Source organism: Deltaproteobacteria bacterium HGW-Deltaproteobacteria-18, assembly GCA_002841885.1.
Classification (GTDB): domain Bacteria; phylum Desulfobacterota; class Desulfovibrionia; order Desulfovibrionales; family Desulfomicrobiaceae; genus Desulfomicrobium.
On record PHBE01000002.1, the window covers coordinates 1 to 18,498 of the forward strand.

The following is an 18,498-nucleotide window of genomic DNA, read 5'->3' on the forward strand; positions in this document are numbered from 1 at the left end:
TGCCGAACAGATGCCCCTGGTAAAAATGGCGATGTAAGAATGGCGGAGATTCCACCTAAAAATCAGGCGAATCTGTTCAAATAAACTGAGCCACTTCTCATCTCCCCAAGCCCAATCCGCGCAAAAAGCATAGATTCTCTGTTCCTATCCAGAAGAATTACATAAAATAGCGTTTGTGAATCCGGGTGTTATGGTATATTTTTTTGATTCAGATATGAGTCCGCTTTTGCAACGCTGCAAAATGGCAGCTAGAGATCCGGCAGGTCGCTCACCCGCCAAGACGAGTCCGAGCTATTCAAATGATTAAAAGGCACGGAACTTTCTCAAGGGGGATGTTTTCTGTATGAAGCAACGTTCTCGTGTTTCCCAAGCCAAATGCTTAAAACGGCGAGGACTGAAGGCGCCTGGAACACCCACAACTCAACCAAACAACCAGTCCGCAAAATAAAATGTACCCCTGCCCACTATCACAAGGAACCATCACTCGCATACGCCTCGCTGTGTTGCTCCTTTGCCTGGTCTTGCAGGCCTGCTCGGACCAGTCGGAAGTGACAGTCGGGTTTCTCGGCCCGTTGGAAGGAAAGTATTCCGACCTGGGCGTTCAGGGGCGCAACGGGGCACAGTTGGCCCTGGAAGAAGCAAACGCCCGGAAGTTGGTCCCGGGAGTGACATTCCGTCTGATGGCCGAGGACGACCTCAATACGCCCGACGGCGCCCGCCAGGCCGTGGGCAGGCTGGCCGCAGTCAACGCCGTGGCGGTCATCGGCCCCATGACCAGCGGCGTGGCCGAAGCCGCCCTTGAACAGGCCTCGGAACACAGCTTGCCGCTTATCTCGCCTACCGTGAGCACGCCCTTGCTGACGGGAAAAAAGGACCTCTTCTTCAGGGTCCTCAGCGAAAACTCCCAATGGGCCAGAGCCCTCGCCCGCTACGGTATGGAGAAAGGCGGTCTGCGCACAGTGGTGATCATCGCCGACATGGACAACGGTGCTTATTCAGGCCCTTACAGGGACGCTTTCCGCTCCGAATTTGTCCGCCTCGGGGGTGTGCTGCTCAAGGATTGGGAGATCCAATCCTTGTCTCTAAAATCCTGGGAACCCATCGCTGCGGAAATCGAGCGACTCGCTCCAGATGCGGTCTTTGTCAGCCTCTCCTCCCGGGACGCTTCCAAATTGGCCAAAACCTTCGTATCTCGCAGCCTGAAGATCCCTGTCTATAGCGCCATGTGGGCGGCCACCCGGGAACTCGTGACGGATTGCGGTCAAGCCTGCGGAGGATGGATTTTCGGCATGGGATACAGTGAAGACAACACGAGGCCCGAGCACCTGTTTTTCCAGCAGCGTTACCGGCAACGCTTCGGTTATGCCCCGAATTTTGCCGCAGCCCTCTCCTACGAGGCGACCCAGGCCTTTTTGCAGGGGATGCTCAAGGCCGCAGGGAATCCGAAAGGGCTTCCGGCCGCCATGGAGAGCCTCCCGGAAATCCCGGGAGTCATCGCGCCGTTCCGCCTGGATGAATTCGGCGACGTCATCCGGGACCACTACATCATCGAATTCACCGGAAGAGACTTCCGAACCCATGAAACGATCCGCTGACGCGCCTTTACCTGCAATTTCTCTGTTGCGCGGAACCTTGGCCGTAAAATTGCTGGTCCCATGCATCATTGTCGTCTTTGTCCTCGGACTCGCCTTGCTCACGGAAGGCGTCAAGAAGACCAGAGATACCGATAAACACATGGCGACTGCGCTCTGCCGCTACCTCGACATCTTCGTTTCGGACGCCCATTCGAACCTCGCCTCACTTGCACGGCTTGAGGAAAGGAGCGAACCCGCCCACATCCTGGCAGCCATCAGGCAGACGCAGGAGTCCCTGACCCGTTTCCAGCGCATCGTCTTGGTCGATGCGGACGGCATCGTGCGGTTCACACACCCGCCTGGGTTCGTGGGGGTGGACTTCCCCGTCCTCTTTCCCCCGGAATTGAACTCGACCATGTCCCGGCCGCTCTATTCTTCCGATACGGGCAGTCTGACTATCCTCATGCGGGCGAAAACCGCTTCGGGGAAAATGATAGTCGGAGAGCTCAATCTTGACGCTCTGCTTGAACATCTGCAAAATTTCTCATTGGACCTTCACGGCACGGTGGTGGCAGTCACCGACGGATTCGGCAACCTCATTGCGCACCCGGACATGGCCCTGGTGCGCCAGCAAACCAACGTTGGGGACTGGCGGATATTCAAGGAAGCGTCCGAAACAGGGGCGTTCAGCGTGCTAACCTTCAGGGACGGCAGCTTAGTGTCCGACACCGTCGCCCAATTGCCCGGACACAAGTGGAAGGTCATCCTGTCCACGAACATATGGCAGGCCATGTCCGACACCCTCAAGATTGTGGCGACCATCGAAGTCCTGCTCGTAGCCTACTTCCTGGTCCTCTTCCTCTCGGTCAGACGGACCCTGAACCTGCGGATCATACGCCCAATCGTGGATTTTTCAAAGTCCATGACCGGCCTGGCGACCTCGCAACAGCCCGACCCGCCAGCGCCGGCTCCCTTCCTGGAACTGGGCCTCATAGAACTGGAATTCCGTCAGGCCATTTCGACTATCCTGGAAAGCCAGGCCCGGCTGCGCACAAGCCAGGCCATCCTGGAGCAGGCTCAAAGCATCGGCCGCATGGGTAGCTGGCAGCTGGACCTGACCAACAACCGCCTGACATGGTCAGACGAAGTCTACCGGATCTTTGGCGCAACGCAGGACGAATTTGAGCCCAGCTACGAGCTGTTTCTGACCATCGTGCACCCCGACGACCGCGCCGCCGTTGGCCACGCTTACGCCTCCTCCATTGAGGAACACAAGGCTCACTACGAGATCGAGCATCGCATTGTACGCAGGGACAACGGAGAAATCCGTTTTGTAATCGAACGCTGCATCCACGAGCGGGATGCCGAAGGCACGGTCATCCGCTCCGTCGGCATGATCCAGGACATCACCGAGCGCAAGCGGGAGGAGAAGGAGTTGCTGCTGGCCAAGGAGCAGGCCGAAGCAGCTAACCGGGCAAAATCCGAATTCCTGGCCAACATGAGTCATGAAATCCGAACTCCCTTGAACGGCATCCTGGGCATGCTTCAGCTTCTCAAAACATCCGTGCAGGACAAGGAAGAATTGCAGTTTTGCGCCTTGGCCATCCAGTCCACCAACCGTCTGACCAGCCTGCTCTCAGACATTCTGGACCTCTCCCGGGTGGAGGCGAACATGATGCCCATCCGTTCCGAACGCTTTAACCTGCGCAGCGTGCTGGCTCAAACCATTGATCTTTTCGCACCTGTCGCAGTCCAGACCGGTGTCACGTTAACACGTCATCTCGACCCTGGCCTCCCGGCTTGGGTTGTCGGAGATTCCATCAGGCTACAGCAGGTGCTCACAAATCTGATCGCCAACTCCTTTAAATTCACCAAGAGCGGGCACGTGAACGTCGAGGCCTATGCGCTTCCTGCACGCAGCAATGATACCTTGAAAGTCCTCTTCTCCATTGAAGATACCGGATGCGGCATTGCGGATGAAGATCTTGAAAATTTGTTCAAACCCTTCACCCAGGTAAGCCAGGGGTATACTCGAAACCACCAGGGTGCCGGATTGGGGCTGATCATAAGCAAGCAACTGGTGGGCCTCATGGGCGGAAACATTGCCGTTGAAAGCGAGGAGGGAATCGGGACTACCGTTGCTTTTTGCGTGACCTTCGGCAAGCAAGCGCAGCTTCATGATGACGATGTTACGGCGGAATGCCGCACCGAGACGCAGATGTCTCGCCGGATTCTTTTGGCCGAAGACGACGAAACAACGGTTTTCAGTATCAGCAGACTGTTGGAAAAGTCCGGGCACAGCGTGACCGTGGCCCACATGGATGGCATCGAAGCCTGCCAGCGTATTCGGGGCTCTGGAAATTCCCGCAAACGGGATATCCCGATCATTGCCATGACGGCTTACGCCATGGACGGAGATCGGGAGAAGTTTCTGGCTGCGGGCATGAGCGGATACGTAGCAAAGCCCGTAAATATGGAGACTCTCATGCAGATGATGTCCGAAATGCTCGCAGAACAGCGGCGCTAGGAAAGCAGACTCGCCCCGTGGTGCAGGACACAATTTGCCTAAGTTTCTAGATTGATTCGGGTGGATCAAAAATCAAAGTCAAAAATACGTAAGTAGGGCACCGTATTGAGCCCCCCTTGAGTGCTTCTATATTCCTGCTCTATCTGAGCGGGCAACGCGCCCTGTACCGCAAACTGGTCAAGAACGCACGCGCCCGTTGCCGTAACACGGAGCACCCGGCAGACCGGCCTTCTGCGGGGAAAGCGCACCAAGGCAAGAGCGCTGCAAAAAAAGTCAGCAATGACAAGGTCCTGATCCACAGGCGCGGCGCACGTCATGGCCATCGATCGAGGGCGACCATTTCGGACTTTTTTAGTCCGAAAAATCTTGACATGCGCACCGCAACACAACTAATGAAAGAGCTTGAAGGGGAGTAGCTCCACGAGGCAAGGTCAACAATACTGGCGCTCACGCGCTTGGCCCTGCCGTCGGATTACACCGATGAGCAAGACCTTCAGCATGTCAAACATGCTGGAGGTCTTTTTTTGGACCTCCAGCCAAACCCCGGAGGTTCCATGAAGAACGTTTCCAGCAGCGCCGCTGCCCTGCCTTTCCCCCTGACCTATCTCTTTTTCCCCATCATCGCCTTGGCCTTCTGCCTTGCCTGGCCCGATATCGCGGACGCCAAACGAATGGGCGGAGGCGGCTCGTTTGGCAGCAAATCCTCGTACAGCAAGAGCTACGCGAAACCAGCGGATAAAAGCCCCGGCATGACGCAGCAGGCCGCGCCCGCTTCCCCTTCCCGTTTTGGTGGCCTGGGCGGCATGTTTGGCGGCCTGTTGATGGGCGGCCTGATCGGCTCCATGCTTTTTGGCGGCGGTATCGGCGGCCCCGGCATGCTCGACCTGCTGCTCCTTGCCGCGGGCGGCTTCCTGCTCTTCAAGTTCATCAGATCAAGACGCGTCGCCACGGCAAATTCCGCTCCATACGCATTCCAGGGGGCCGGTACCGAACACACGGCAACGTCCGGCGGCGGCTGGGGCCAGCGCCTGGAGCCCCAGGTCCAGCGCGCTCCCGTCCTGCCGAAGGATGTCGACGAACAGGAATTCCTGGCAGGAGCCAAGGCCCTCTACGTCCGCCTGCAGGGCTCCTGGGACCGCCGCGATCTCGACGACATCAGCCAGTTCACAAGCCCCGAGGTGCATGCGGAAATCGCCCGCCAGGCCACAGACGACCCCACACCGGGCCGTACGGAGATCCTGATGGTCGACGCACGCGTGCTTGAGTCCCGCACCGAAGGCACGGAAACAGTGATCAGCGTCCTCTTTGACGCCCTGCTCCGCGAAGACGGCCCGGCCGCGCCTTCAGAGCAGATCCGGGAGATCTGGCACATCCGCCGCGACGAAACCGCGACCTCGGCGCAATGGACGCTGGAGGGCATACAGCAGCTGGAAGTTTAAGGTGAAATCGAAGAGCCGGGACGGTCATCCGCCCCGGCTCTTCGATTCTTCACTGCGTGGACCTTTCAGTCGAAATCACGGCTTTCTGCTTTCCCGGTCAATGCGGTGCACCGGAGCGACATGACGCCCATCTTCCGACGCCGGATACGCACATCCCGGCATTCGATGCGCCACTTCTCAGCATGGAAACTCCTGCCGCCTAATCCTTTATGGCAGCATCTCTCAAACCATGCACGGATGCCCCGCCTTGATCGGGGTCCGGATCGAAATCTGCATTCCCGCAAAAACTACGTTTATGTCGCTTGCTGCAAAAATGTAAAAGCCGACACCTCAAACCGTCCGCCACGAGGCGGACATCATCGCAGTTGCTGGTCACGCTTTTCCGCACTACCGTGACCGCCTTGAGACCAACAGGCCGGAAAGCTAAGGGATATTCAGGCTTGGATACGCGGCGTCGGAAACTTCTGCCCCTGCGGCCCGATTGTTGCTCAAGACTCTGTAACCACCCACGGCGGAACACCGCCCAACCCTCGGCAACGGAAGAAATGCGGATGGACATGACCTTTCTTTTCCCGGTGCAGCTCAGCCTGCGCGTGGCCGCCCTGGCCACCCTGACCTCCCTGGTCTTCGGGGTGCTCCTTGGGTGGGTCTTTCACCGCTACCGCTTCCCGGGAAAGGAACTGCTTGATTCCATTCTGAGCCTGCCCATGGTGCTGCCGCCTACGGTGCTCGGCTATTATCTCATCGTGCTGCTCGGCCGGAACGGCTTTGTGGGGCGCTGGCTGGAACAGGCATTCGGCGTGACGCTGATCTTCACCTGGCAGGGCGCGGTGGTCGCCGCCGCAGTGGTGTCCTTCCCGCTCATCTTCAAATCCTCCCGCGCCGCGCTTGGCGGCGTGGAACGCAAGTACGAGGACGCGGCCCGGACCATGGGATACCAGGAATGGCGTGTCTTTCTGCGCGTCTGCCTGCCACTCGCCGCGCGCGGCATTCTGGCCGGAACCATGCTCGCCTTTGCCCGGGCCATGGGCGAGTTCGGAGCCACACTCATGATCGCGGGCAACCTGCCCGGACGAACCCAGACCCTGTCGCTGGCCGTATACAGCGCAACCCAGGCCGGACAGGACGACCTGGCCGCGCAGCTCGTGCTGCTCATCTCCGTGCTGTGCACCCTCATCCTCTGGGTTTCGGGACGGCTCCTGACGCCCAGATGGCAGGCCTGACCATGTTCGTGATCAGCCGCACCGCAAGCTCCCATTCCGAGGCATCCATGCACCCACGGACCGCACCGAAAGCAACGGCCCGAACTATTTCCATAGACATCGACACGCGCGTGACCGCCCCGGGCGCCGAGTTTCGCCTGCAAGCCCGATTCGATGCGCCTGGACGACGCATCGCCCTCTTCGGCCCCTCGGGTTCGGGCAAAAGCCTGACCCTGATGTCCCTGGCCGGACTGCTGAGGCCCCACAGCGGCCGCATCGAGGTTTGCGGCCGCACCTTCCTCGACACCGCCTCCGGCGTGAACGTCCCGGCCCGCAAGCGCAACATCGGCATGCTCTTCCAGGACTACGCCCTCTTCCCGCACCTGACCGTGCGCGACAACGTGTCCTTTGGCCTCAAGCCCATCTTCGGCCCACTGAAGGCGGCGCACCGCGAACGCGTCGACGAACTGCTGGAGCTGTGCGGTCTGACGGCGCTGGCTGGCCAGCGCCCCGCCCAGATCTCCGGTGGGCAGCGCCAGCGCACGGCCCTGGCCAGGGCCCTGGCCCCAAGCCCTGACCTGCTCCTGCTGGACGAACCCTTCACCGCCCTTGACCAGCCCCTGCGGGAACGGATGCGCGCGGAGCTTTTCGACATCCTGGAACGGTTCGATCTGCCCATGGTCATGGTCAGTCACGACCTTGAAGACGTGGACCATTTCGCCCAGACCCTGGTCGCTTTCGGCCACGGCAGGGTGCTTTCCGTCATCGACTACGAGGCCCGGCGCAAATTGGAAAACCCCCGCCAGATCCTCGATCCCCTGTTCCTGGCCGCCCAGACCTGCAAATGAAAAGGGCCTGGCGTAAAAAAAGTCGCACCGGGCCCACACATAAGGGAAACTTGATTATTCGAGCGCCAGGATCACGGAGAACGCCTTGACCATGGCGCAGATGTCGTCACCAACCTTGAGGTCCAGCTTGCTCACGGACTCGTCGGTGATCAGCGACGTGATCTTGGTGCCGTCGGCGAGGTCCACGACCACTTCGGCCGCGATCTGACCGGTGTTGACGGCCGAAATCCTGCCGCAGAACTTGTTGCGGGCGCTGGTCCTCAGCATGGTGTCCTCCTTGACCAGCACGACCCAGGGCGCCTTGACCGTGGCGATGACGGTCATACCCATGGCCAGCCCAAGATTCTCGAAGCTGTCCTTGGTTATCACGGACACGACCTTGAGCCCCGTGGCCGTGGTCACCTCCACCTCGCTCAGGATCATGCCTTCGCGGATGGCGCTTATCTGACCGACGAACATATTTCTTGCTGAAGTCTTCATCTTTTTCTCCTCAAGTATGTAATGATTCATGATCCGACGTGTATCGGCATCGGAAAAACTGACATACTGGGAGGACGGGCTCTGGTGGCCGAGCATGGCGTCCACCACGGCCAGCGGCACTCCGCCGCGCAGCAGTTCCACGGCCCTGGAATGACGGAGTACGCGAGGATTCAGCAGTTCGCGGGGAATGCCTGTGCCCAGGCCGCGCTCGGAGAACTTGCGGCGCACATATCCCTGATCCATGCGGAAAATCTGCCCCCGCAGCTCCATGCTCATGGGATGCTCGAAAAAATGGGCCAGCGCGTCCACGACCTCGGCAGGCAAGGGGATCTCGCGGGGCGCGTCGCCCCGGACCATGGCCACCCCCCGGGCAAGGTCGAAGTCGGTCGCATCGTCAAGATCAAGAACCTCGCCGAGGCGCATGCCGGTAAAGCGCAGAATGAGGAAGAGGAGCCATATGCGGGTGCGCGCCTGACGGGTCCGGGCGTCACGGGCCGCATGCATCCATTCGCGAAATGAGCGCGTCAGGGCTTCGAGCTGGCCGGGATCGAGATGCTTGACCGAATCGGGAACCTGAAAAATCCGGGCCGCCCTTGGGGCGCGCTTTGCCCCGGCAACCGGATCTTCCAGCCCACGGCGCCTTATTTCCTCCTGCGCCATAAAGGCCAGTTGCATCAATGTATTCGGATCAAGCTGGTCCAATTTGTGCATTTCTTCTCCAGGCAACAGATTTACACGATCAAATAATTTCCTGTTAATAGTGATGCACAATATGCAGCACCCCGATCAATGCAGTCACGCTTTATCATGCTTGCGTGACCACATTGCCAAACAGCTGCAATTCCGGCCAGGAAAAAAGCAACAAAAAAAGGAGACTCTCATGAATTTTAAATCATTGCATGCATTTTTGTCGCTTTGCATTGTCCTCTTGTCCACCCCTGCCATGGCAGGGGACCTCCTCGTCTCGGCGGCCGCCAGCCTGACCAACGCCTTCTCGGAGATGAAGGCACCCTTCGAGAAGGCCCATCCCGGGACCACCCTGGTCCTGAATTTCGCTTCTTCCGGGGCACTGCTCAAGCAGATGGAACAGGGCGCTCCCGTTGACGTCTTCGCCTCGGCCGACCAGGTTACAATGGACAAGGCCGAAAAACTCATCGAACCTGGCACCCGTGTCAATTTCGCGGGCAACGCCCTGGTCCTGATCGTGCCTGCCGAAGGAGGCCTGCCCCTGACCGGCGCGGCGGAGCTCAAGGGAGCGCAGGTCAAACTCGTCGCCATCGGCAATCCCGACTCCGTCCCGGCCGGGCGTTACGCCAAGGGCGCTCTGGAACTCGCGGAACTTTACGATGCCCTGACCCCCAAATTCGTCCTTGCGGAGAGCGTGCGCCAGGCTCTGGACTACGTTGCCCGAGGCGAAGTCCAGGCAGGCTTCGTCTACGCCACGGACGCGGCCCTGCGCGCCGACAAGGTCAAGGTCGCGGCCGAGTTGGCCGGGCACAAACCGATCAGCTACCCCGTCGCCTTGCTGGCAGCTTCAAAGGAAAAGGAAATGGGACAGGCTTTCCTGGATTTCGTGACGGGAGAGGAAGGCCAGGCCATCCTGGCGAAGTTCGGGTTCAAAAGACCGTAAATTTAACGGGAAGTATCCGGAAAGAGACCCGTGCCCAAAATTGCCGTCACATTGAAGAAGGGAATCCATTTCTTTCGATTACCTGAAATAATGGATTCCCGCTCTCACGGAAATGACGCAGAGGTTCTCTCCGAATTTATTAAAGTGAAACATGCAATCAGCCCTTGTTACGCGAAATTCCGAATTTCTTGCATTTCTCGTACAATGTGGCCCTGGAGATGTTGAGATATTTGGCCGTCTTGACCATATTTCCACGATTCAGTTCAAGAGCCTTCAGAATAAACTCAGCTTCCATGTTCGCGTTCAAAGCTTGCAGGGATGTCGACGAGGAGAACGTTTCTTCGGGCTCACGCGTACCGGAGGCCTCCGAGTTCTGGAGATGCCGGGCCGAAAATTCGTCGACCGAATCGGCGCGGCTGGCCCTGCTCCCGGCCAACAGCGCTGATGACAAATCTTGAGGCCTTATTGCGTGCCCTTCACCCACGCTTATGGCGTGAACCAAAGTGTTGCGCAATTCGCGGATATTTCCCGGCCAGTCGTAAGCCATGAGCAGGTGCATGGCCTCCTCGGAAATCTTTGCGGCCTCCTTCCCCATACGCGCGAGCAGGGCTGCAGCGATAATCGGAATATCCGATCTGCGCTCCGCCAGTGAAGGGATCTGCAGGGGCAACGCACTGACACGGTAATACAAATCTTCGCGGAAGCTCCCCTCCTCGACAACCTTCAGCAGGTCACGATTTGTTGCCGCTACCAAACGAAAATCCACCGGACGGGCCGTTGACGACCCGACCCTGCAAACCCTCTTCTCCTCCAATACCCGCAGAAGTTTGGCCTGTGCGGCCAAAGGCATATCGCCGATTTCATCCAAAAACAGGGTCCCTTTGTCAGCCAGTTCAATGAGCCCTACCTTGCCGTCCTTGCTGGCCCCGGAGAACGCCCCGGAAACGTAACCGAACAGCTCGGATTCGAAGAGTTCGATGGGCACCGCCGCGCAGTTGATACCCACGAAAGGCCCATCCTTGCGGGGGCTCGATGCGTGCAGAGCGTTGGCGAAGAGTTCCTTGCCCGTGCCCGTGGGGCCCTGGATAAGGACGGCAAAATCCGTCTGGGCGTAGTTGCTCAGCCTGTTCTTGGCAAACAGCAGAGGTTTGCTGTCGCCCAGGATGTTGTCCAGCGTATAGCGGGCCGACAAGGCGCTCTGCATCCGCCGCCTGTAAAAGCTGACCCTGCTGTCCAACTGCTCGACCCTCTCGACCAGCGTCTTGAGTTCATGAGGGTTGCGGAACAGGCACATGGAGACCATACCGACGATCATGCCCTCGTCATCGCGCATGGGCAGACGGTTGACTATGGTGGTCTTCTTTCCTTCCCCCTCGCCGACGACGCACAGGTCGCCGATTTCCTCGTTCCCTGAGCGCATTACGCTGAGCGCCCGCGTCTTGGGCAGGACGTCGACGATGTTTTTATTCGCCAGATTCTCCTTCGAAGTCCCCAGGATATCGGCGTACACGTCGTTGATGTACAGAATTTCTCCTTTTGTATCACATAGATAGATCCCAACTGGAAGCCCGTCGAGAATCTTGCGGAACAGTTTCTCAGGCATATCGCCGCCGATCTTTTCCATATCTTCCCCACTCCTGCGTGCAGTTGTACGAGCGCTCTCGACCCTGATCACGCACATGCCTGCCTTGGCTGGGACTGTCCAGAAAAAGTGTCCAGAAAATCAAACACTACTGTCCAGACACTGTACAAAAATCCGGACACTATACAGACAACCTGTTAAAATCGGTCCGCAACAAACCCCGCCACAGCTTGTGAAAAAAAGAATTTAGCCCCGGCCCTGCCTTGGTTCCGGCTTTTTCGCCCCCTTCGCTCCCCGAACTTGGCTCGCGCATTGCTCATAGGAACTCAATTGTCGTGAACAATAATCAAAATCTACATGCAAAGGAGAATCATCCCATGCCTAAAATGACACCCAGCGAAGCAATGGCGGAAGTGCTGGTCCAGGAAGGCGTCAACCATGTCGGCGGCATCCTCGGTTCGGCCTTCATGGATCTGCTCGACCTGTTTCCCGCAGCCGGAATAGACTTCATATCGGTACGCCATGAACAGACTGCCGGACACATGGAAGACGCCTACTCCCGCCTGACCGGCAAGGCCGGCGTCGTCATCGGCCAGAACGGGCCGGGCGTGACGAACTTCGTCACGGCGGTGGCCACGGCCAACATGGCCCACACGCCCATGATCGTGCTCTCGCCCAGCGCAGGCTCCATCTCCGTGGGTTGGGACGGATTCCAGGAATGCGACACCTGGAACCTCTTCAAGCCCATCACCAAGGCCTCCCTGCGCGTGCCACACCCCAAGCGCGCCGCCGACATCCTGCGCACGGCTTTCCGCATCGCCTACGCCGAGCGTGGACCGGTGCTGGTCGACATCCCGCGCGACTATTTCTACGGCGAGATCGACGAAGATATTCTGCACCCCTCCCAGTACCGGGTAGCCCCGGGCGGAATCGGCAACCCGGAGCATTTCGCCGCTGCGGTTGAAGTGCTGAAGAACGCCAAAAATCCGGTCATTGTTTCCGGGCGCGGCGTGGTGGATGCAGGCTGCATCGACACCATCAAGGCCCTGGCCGAACACCTCGGCGCACCCGTGGCCACGACGTACATGCACAACGACGCGTTCCCCTATGAGCATCCCCTGTGGACCGGCCCCATCGGCTACATGGGTTCCAAGGCGGCCATGCGCATCCTGCAGAACGCCGACGTCATCCTGGCCGTGGGCACCCGCCTGTCCTACTTCGGCACCCTGCCCCAGTACGACATCAACTACTTCCCCAAGACGGCGAAGATCGTGCAGATCGACATCAACCCGCGCCACATCGCCAAGACGCACCCAGTGGCAGTGGGCCTGTGCGCCGACGCCAAGGACGCCTCCGAGGAACTCTTCGCCCGCCTGCGCGCCGCCGTTCCCGCCAAGCAGGACTTGAGCTCGACGTACACCATGGTCAAGGCAGAATTGGCGGACTGGTACGCCGAGATCGCCGCCATCGCCGACGAACCCACGATCGAAGGCCGGATGCACCCGCGCAAGGCCCTGGAAATCGTGGGCAGGTTCATCACTGACACCAACGCCATCGCCACCACGGACATCGGCAACACATCCTCCACGGCCAACAGCTACCTGCGCTTCAACCAGCCCAAGCGCCATGTGGCCACGCTGACCTTCGGCAACACCGGGTTCGCCTATCAGGCCGGCCTGGGCGCGCAGCTGGCCTGTCCCGAGGACACCGTTGTCTCCATCGTCGGCGACGGCGCCTGGGGCATGAGCCTCTTCGAGGTTCCGACCGCCGTTCAGTACAATCTCCCGGTCATCGCCACCGTCTACAACAACGGCGCCTGGTGCGCGGAAAAGAAGAACCAGATCGACTTCTACAACAACCGCTTCGTGGGCGCGGACATCTGGTCCAAGTCCTACGCGCGGATCGCCGAGGCCATGGGTGCCGACGGTTACGTCGTCAACACCCAGAAGGACCTGGCCGAAGCCCTGGACGCTGCAAGGAAGAACCGACGTCCGGCTGTCATCGAGGTCATGACCGACGGCACCCGCCTGGCCCCGCCCTTCCGGCGCGACGCTCTGGCCCTGCCGACCCGCTTCCTGCCCAAGTACGAGCATCTGGACAAGAAGCACTTCCCCGGAGCCTAAAAGTCAGCCACAGGCTTGCCTCCCTCCGGGGCGGGTCCACTGCGGGACCCGCGAGCAGAGTGGACGAACTCATTCAGGCCGGTCGCAGAGCACAGGAACAGGTGGCCGCATATACCCAGGAACAGATAGATGACGTCTGCCTCGCCGCAGGCTGGGCACTGTACAACGACGAGAATGCGCAGGCCATGTCAGCCCTGGCCGTCGAGGAAACGGGCTACGGCAACTACGAGAGCAAGGTCGTCAAACATAAGCGCAAGGTCGGCGGAGCCGTCGAGGGCATCCTCGGCAAGACGTCCGTTGGCCTCATCGAACGCGACGAGGAGACAGGCATCTCCAAATACGCCAAACCTGTCGGCCTGGTCTGCGCCATCCTGCCCGCGACCAACCCCACGGCCACGGCGGGCACCAAGGCCGTGGCCATCCTCAAGGGCCGCAACGCGGTCATCTTCCGGCCCAGCAGCCGGGCCCGCAAGGCCAGCACCCTGGCCGTGGAATTCATGCGCGCGGCCCTGCGCCGGATCGGAGCCCCCGAGGACCTGGTGCAGATCTATGACGACGCGGACATCCCCTCCACGGCCGAACTCATGCAGAAGTGCGACCTGGTCGTGGCCACAGGCGGCGGTCCCATGGTCCGCGCGGCCTACTCCAGCGGCACCCCCTCCTACGGCGTGGGCGTGGGCAACGCGGTCTGCATCATCGCCGAGGATGCCGATGTGGAGGAAGCCGTATCCATGATCACCGCCAGCAAGACTTTCGACTACGCCACGTCGTGCTCTTCGGAGAACTCCATCATCGTGCAGCGCGGCGTCCTCGATGACGTGCTTGCGGAAATCCGGACCAACAAGGGCTACATCTGCTCCCACGAAGAGAAGGCGAAGCTGCGCGAGTGGATGTGGCAGACGAACGACAAAGGCCAACTCAAGATCAACGGCAAAATCGTGGCCCAGTCGGCGACGCGCATCGCGGCCGACGCCGGGATCGAGGTGCCCGCAGACACCTGCATGCTGGTGGTCATGGGCGAGGAACCCGCGGTGAAGGACAAATTCGCCGACGAGAAGATGAGCCCGGTCCTGACGCTCTTCACCTACGAGACCTTCGACGAAGCCCTGGAAAAGATCACGTCCATCACGAACCGTTACGGCCGCGGACACTCCATGGGCATCCACACCTACCGGGCCGACTACATCGAGCGCATGGGGCAGACCATGCTCACCAGCCGCATCACGGTCCGCCAGCCCATGGCTGCGGCCAACGGCGGACACGCAACAAATTACATGCCGCCCACCGCAACCCTGGGATGCGGCACCTGGGGCAAGAACAGCACCACGGAAAACATACATTACAAGCATTTCCTGAACGTGACCTGGGTCAACGAGCCCCGTCCGGCCAGAGTCTTCTCCGAAGAGGCCGTCTGGGGCGAATTTCACGCCAGGCACGCACAGCAGCATGCGAGCAGGAGGTAGCCATGAAACTTTTCGAATACCAGGCCAAGGACGCCTTCCGGCAATGCGGCATCCCCATACCCCAGAGCATGCTTCTCAGCAGCCCCGGAGAAGTGTCCAGCGCCATCGGCGACTTCAACATGCCCTGCGTCATCAAGGCTCAGGTGCTCCAGGGCGGACGCGGCAAGGCCGGGCTCGTGAGGGTCGTCCGCAGCGAGAAGGACGCCCTTGAGTACGCCCGCACCCTCTTCGAGGAACGCGGCGTGCGACAGGTCCTGCTCGAAGACGCCGTCGACTTCTCGGGAGAGATCTATCTGGCCGTCACCGTGGACGCGGCCAGGGCCAAGGCCACCATCCTGGCTTGCGCCGAAGGCGGCGTGGACATCGAGGAGATCGCAGCCACCGCGCCGGAGAAGATCATCACCCAGCACGTGGACCTGGACAGCGGTCTCTCTGGCCACCACATGCGCAACATCGCCTTCGGGCTAGGCCTGAGCGGCGAAAAGGCCAAGGCCTTCAACAAGGTGCTCTCCGCCCTGTATCAGGCTTTCCGCAAATTCGACGCCGAACTGATCGAGATCAACCCCCTCTTCCTGACCGCGGAGGATACGTTCGTGGCCGGCGACGGCAAGCTCGTCATCGACGACAACTCCATGTCCCGCCAACCGGGCTACGAGATCACCCGCGACCATTACGACCACGACGTGGAATATGAAGCCGCCCTGGCCGGCATCCCCTACCTGCAGTTCGATGGCGACATCAGCCTCATGTGCGCGGGCGCGGGTCTGACCACCACGGTCTTCGACCTCATCAACTACGCCGGCGGCTCCGTGGCCAACTACCTGGAGTTCGGCGGCCCCAACTACACCCGGGCAGTGGACGCCATGGAACTGTGCCTCCGAAACGAGAAGGCCAAGGTCATCCTCATCGTGACCTTCGGCACCGTGGCCAGGGCCGACGTCATCGCCAGTGGCCTGGCCGACGCAGTGGCCAGGTTCAAGCCGTCCATCCCCATCGTGACCTGCATCCGCGGGACCAACGAGGAGGAGGCGTTCCAGATCATCCGGGACCTGGGCCTCACGCCCCTGTCCGAGACCGAAGACGCGGTGCAGCGCGCCGTGGCCATCGCCGCAGGGAGGATTTCATGAGCATCTTCATCGATCGTAGCAACAAGGTCCTGGTCCAGGGTGCAACCGGCAAGGAAGGCAGCTACTGGACCAAACACATGCAGGACATGGGCACGAACGTGGTCTTCGGCGTCACCCCCGGCAAAGAGGGACAGCAGGTCGAAGGCATCCCCATCTATCATACAATCCGTCGCGGGATGCAGGATCATGACGCGGACACCGCCATGCTCTTCGTGCCTCCTGCCTTCACCAAGGACGCCATTTTCGAGGCTCTCGACGCCGGCATCCGCAAGATCGTGACCATCGCCGACGGCATCCCGCTGCACGAACTGCTGCAGATTCGCAGCGCGGCCACGTCATGCGGAGCCATGGTCGTCGGCGGCAACACCTCGGGCGTCATCTCCCCCGGCAAGGCCATGATGGGCGTGCTGCCCTACTGGATCGAGCGCGTTTACAGGCCCGGACGCATCGGCGTCATGACGCGAAGCGGCTCCCTGACCAACGAGGTCACGGCCGAGGTGGTCAAGGCCGGATACGGCGTCTCGACCCTCATGGGAGTTGGCGGCGACTCAGTGCCCCTGACCCGCTTCGCCGAGATCCTGCCCCTCTACCAGGCAGACCCCGAAACCGACGCCGTGGTCATCATCGGCGAACTCGGCGGCACCATGGAGGAGGAAGTGGCTCAGGCCATGGAGAGCGGTGAATTCACCAAGCCGCTGGTGGCCTTCATCGGCGGCCGCACGGCCCCCAAGGGAAAGCGCATGGGCCACGCCGGCGCCATCGTCACCGGCAGCAAGGGTACCGTCGAGGCCAAGATCGACGCCCTGACCATGGCCGGCGGCCTGGTCGCCAAGAAGCCGAGTTTGGTCGGCCCCATGCTGCGGGAGCTCATGACCTAGCACCGACAACCGGGCGGGGCCTTGGCCCCGCCCAAACGGATTGCCCGCGAAGGCGATCCGTCTGGAGGCATACATATGGATTTCATCACCTATTTCCTCGCATGTTTCACGCCGCTCAAGATCGCGCTCATGGTCGGCGGCGCCATCGGTGGCATCCTCCTGGGAGCTGCGCCAGGGCTGAGCCCGACCATGGCAGTGGCGCTCCTGGTGCCTTTCACTTTCCACATGGACCCGGCCGAAGGCCTCATCCTCCTCGGCTCCGTATACACGGCCGCCGTGGCTGGCGGTTCCATCACGGCCATTCTCATCAACATCCCCGGTGCGCCGGCCAACATAGCCACCATGTTCGACGGCCACCCCATGGCCAGGAAAGGCAAGGCCGAGAAAGCGCTCTACCTGTCTTTCCTGAGTTCCGGGGTCGGCGGACTGTTCGGGGTCGCCGTGCTGATTTTCTTCACCCCGCCCATAGCCCGCATGGCCATGGAATTCGGACCGGCCGAGCTGTTCTGGCTGGCCATCTTCGGCGTCACGGTCATCGCGGGCCTGTCCTCGGGCACGGTGGTCAAGGGCCTCTATGCCGGCTCCTTTGGCCTGCTCCTGAGCTGCATCGGCGAGAATCCGGTCTACGGGTCGGAACGCTTTGTCTTCTCGGACATGCTGACCGGCGGCATCTCCATCATTCCGGCGCTCATCGGCCTCTTTGCCATACCGCAGATATTCACCCTGGTGGAAACCATCGGACAGGCTCTGGAAAAGCAGTCCTTCAAGGCCCAGAAGGGCGTACTGAGGGAAGCCTTGGCCGACATCATCAAACACCCGAAACAATGGATCATGGGTTCCGTGGTCGGGTCCTTCATCGGTGCCATCCCCGGCGCGGGCGGCCAAGTCGCGGGCCTCATCGCCTACGACCAGTCCAAAAAGATGTCCCGCACTCCGGAACTCTACGGCACGGGCACGCCCGAGGGCATCATCTCGGTGGAATCCTCCAACAACGCCACCGTCGGCCCGGCCCTGATTCCGCTTCTGACCATGGGCATCCCTGGCAGCCCCACCGCCGCCGTGCTGCTGGGCGGCCTGCTCATCCACGGCCTCTTCCCCGGCCCGGAACTGTTCACCAAACACGCCGACGTGGCCTACACCTTCATCGCAAGCATGGTCGTGGCGCAGTTCGCCATGGCAATTTTCGGGATCATGATCTCCCGCTACTCGCATTTCGTCATGAACATCCCCAACATCTTCATGGTCGCAGCGGTGACCATCCTCTGCGTGTACGGGTCCTACAGCGTGCAGAACAGCATGGACGACGTCATCATCATGTTCTGCCTGGGCCTGTGCATGTATCTGAGCAGCCGGAACTCCTTCTCCCCGGCTCCCGTTGTGCTCGGGCTCATTCTGGGCCCCCTGGCCGAGGACAACTTCAGCCGGGGCAAGATCATCGCGCAGACCGGCGACGGTCTGGCGGGCTACTTCCTGACGGGCGGCGTGAACATGGTCGTCATCGCCCTGTGCGTCATCTCCATCGGATGGAGCGTCTACAGCGAATGGAAGATGTCCCGGAATAATGCGGCCAGAGACGCCCTGGCGTCGCCAGACACTGCAGCCTCGCCGTCCCGGGCATAAGGAGA

General features: G+C 60.5%; 14 protein-coding genes. 11 read left to right on the top strand and 3 right to left on the bottom strand.

Translation table 11 applies throughout. From position 1 onward, the window contains the following. Positions 1 to 449: 449 nt before the first annotated feature. Positions 450 to 1,595: an ABC transporter substrate-binding protein gene (locus tag CVU60_01500; GenBank protein PKN43061.1), complete on the top strand. Its 1,146-nt coding sequence runs from the start codon at positions 450 to 452 to the stop codon at positions 1,593 to 1,595. Further along, positions 1,513 to 4,101, top strand: a complete 2,589-nt coding sequence (locus CVU60_01505; protein PKN43062.1) for a hypothetical protein — start codon at positions 1,513 to 1,515, stop codon at positions 4,099 to 4,101. The genes CVU60_01500 and CVU60_01505 overlap by 83 nt, the downstream gene beginning before the upstream one ends. Before the next feature lie 65 nt (positions 4,102 to 4,166). Here CVU60_01505 and CVU60_01510 read toward each other — a convergent pair whose 3' ends face one another. Then, on the bottom strand, positions 4,167 to 4,424 hold the full coding sequence (locus CVU60_01510; protein ID PKN43063.1) for a hypothetical protein: 258 nt from the start codon (positions 4,422 to 4,424) through the stop codon (positions 4,167 to 4,169). 231 nt (positions 4,425 to 4,655) lie between these two features. Between CVU60_01510 and CVU60_01515 the strand changes: the two genes are divergently transcribed. The 3 genes from CVU60_01515 (at position 4,656) to CVU60_01525 (ending at position 7,590) form a co-directional block, all read left to right on the top strand. Next, positions 4,656 to 5,540: a Tim44 domain-containing protein gene (locus CVU60_01515; GenBank protein PKN43064.1), complete on the top strand. Its 885-nt coding sequence runs from the start codon at positions 4,656 to 4,658 to the stop codon at positions 5,538 to 5,540. A 545-nt stretch (positions 5,541 to 6,085) separates the two neighbouring features. After that, entirely contained in the window at positions 6,086 to 6,763 is a 678-nt protein-coding gene (modB, locus tag CVU60_01520; GenBank protein ID PKN43065.1) for a molybdate ABC transporter permease subunit, read from the top strand. A 47-nt stretch (positions 6,764 to 6,810) separates the two neighbouring features. Then, on the top strand, positions 6,811 to 7,590 hold the full coding sequence (locus CVU60_01525; GenBank protein ID PKN43408.1) for an ABC transporter ATP-binding protein: 780 nt from the start codon (positions 6,811 to 6,813) through the stop codon (positions 7,588 to 7,590). Positions 7,591 to 7,644: 54 nt separating this feature from the next. Here CVU60_01525 and CVU60_01530 read toward each other — a convergent pair whose 3' ends face one another. After that, positions 7,645 to 8,781 (bottom strand): integrase, encoded by a 1,137-nt coding sequence (locus CVU60_01530; GenBank protein ID PKN43066.1) that lies wholly within the window; start codon positions 8,779 to 8,781, stop codon positions 7,645 to 7,647. Between the two features lie 169 nt (positions 8,782 to 8,950). Here CVU60_01530 and modA point away from each other — a divergent pair, with 169 nt between their 5' ends. Further along, positions 8,951 to 9,700, top strand: coding sequence for a molybdate ABC transporter substrate-binding protein (gene modA / locus CVU60_01535; protein ID PKN43067.1), 750 nt, complete (start codon positions 8,951 to 8,953; stop codon positions 9,698 to 9,700). A 157-nt stretch (positions 9,701 to 9,857) separates the two neighbouring features. Here the strand turns inward: modA and CVU60_01540 are convergent, their stop codons facing one another. Next, positions 9,858 to 11,303, bottom strand: coding sequence for a sigma-54-dependent Fis family transcriptional regulator (locus CVU60_01540; GenBank protein PKN43409.1), 1,446 nt, complete (start codon positions 11,301 to 11,303; stop codon positions 9,858 to 9,860). Between the two features lie 356 nt (positions 11,304 to 11,659). Here CVU60_01540 and xsc point away from each other — a divergent pair, with 356 nt between their 5' ends. From xsc to CVU60_01565, 5 genes are all read left to right on the top strand, one after another. Beyond that, entirely contained in the window at positions 11,660 to 13,405 is a 1,746-nt protein-coding gene (gene xsc / locus CVU60_01545) for a sulfoacetaldehyde acetyltransferase (protein ID PKN43068.1), read from the top strand. Positions 13,406 to 13,464: 59 nt separating this feature from the next. Beyond that, positions 13,465 to 14,868: an aldehyde dehydrogenase gene (locus CVU60_01550; GenBank protein ID PKN43069.1), complete on the top strand. Its 1,404-nt coding sequence runs from the start codon at positions 13,465 to 13,467 to the stop codon at positions 14,866 to 14,868. 2 nt (positions 14,869 to 14,870) lie between these two features. Further along, entirely contained in the window at positions 14,871 to 15,995 is a 1,125-nt protein-coding gene (locus CVU60_01555) for a succinate--CoA ligase (GenBank protein ID PKN43070.1), read from the top strand. Next, entirely contained in the window at positions 15,992 to 16,873 is an 882-nt protein-coding gene (locus tag CVU60_01560) for a succinate--CoA ligase subunit alpha (GenBank protein ID PKN43071.1), read from the top strand. The genes CVU60_01555 and CVU60_01560 overlap by 4 nt, the downstream gene beginning before the upstream one ends. Before the next feature lie 75 nt (positions 16,874 to 16,948). Next, on the top strand, positions 16,949 to 18,493 hold the full coding sequence (locus tag CVU60_01565) for a C4-dicarboxylate ABC transporter permease (protein ID PKN43072.1): 1,545 nt from the start codon (positions 16,949 to 16,951) through the stop codon (positions 18,491 to 18,493). Positions 18,494 to 18,498: the final 5 nt, after the last annotated feature.

Coding starts and splice junctions, on each gene's coding strand:
- CVU60_01510 (PKN43063.1), bottom strand. CDS start 4,424: ATGGCCATGACGTGCGCCGCGCCTGTGGATCAGGACCTTGTCATTGCT.
- CVU60_01515 (PKN43064.1), top strand. CDS start 4,656: ATGAAGAACGTTTCCAGCAGCGCCGCTGCCCTGCCTTTCCCCCTGACC.
- CVU60_01560 (PKN43071.1), top strand. CDS start 15,992: ATGAGCATCTTCATCGATCGTAGCAACAAGGTCCTGGTCCAGGGTGCA.
- CVU60_01530 (PKN43066.1), bottom strand. CDS start 8,781: ATGCACAAATTGGACCAGCTTGATCCGAATACATTGATGCAACTGGCC.
- CVU60_01540 (PKN43409.1), bottom strand. CDS start 11,303: ATGCCTGAGAAACTGTTCCGCAAGATTCTCGACGGGCTTCCAGTTGGG.
- CVU60_01500 (PKN43061.1), top strand. CDS start 450: ATGTACCCCTGCCCACTATCACAAGGAACCATCACTCGCATACGCCTC.
- modA (PKN43067.1), top strand. CDS start 8,951: ATGAATTTTAAATCATTGCATGCATTTTTGTCGCTTTGCATTGTCCTC.
- xsc (PKN43068.1), top strand. CDS start 11,660: ATGCCTAAAATGACACCCAGCGAAGCAATGGCGGAAGTGCTGGTCCAG.
- CVU60_01555 (PKN43070.1), top strand. CDS start 14,871: ATGAAACTTTTCGAATACCAGGCCAAGGACGCCTTCCGGCAATGCGGC.
- CVU60_01505 (PKN43062.1), top strand. CDS start 1,513: ATGAATTCGGCGACGTCATCCGGGACCACTACATCATCGAATTCACCG.
- CVU60_01525 (PKN43408.1), top strand. CDS start 6,811: ATGCACCCACGGACCGCACCGAAAGCAACGGCCCGAACTATTTCCATA.
- modB (PKN43065.1), top strand. CDS start 6,086: ATGCGGATGGACATGACCTTTCTTTTCCCGGTGCAGCTCAGCCTGCGC.
- CVU60_01565 (PKN43072.1), top strand. CDS start 16,949: ATGGATTTCATCACCTATTTCCTCGCATGTTTCACGCCGCTCAAGATC.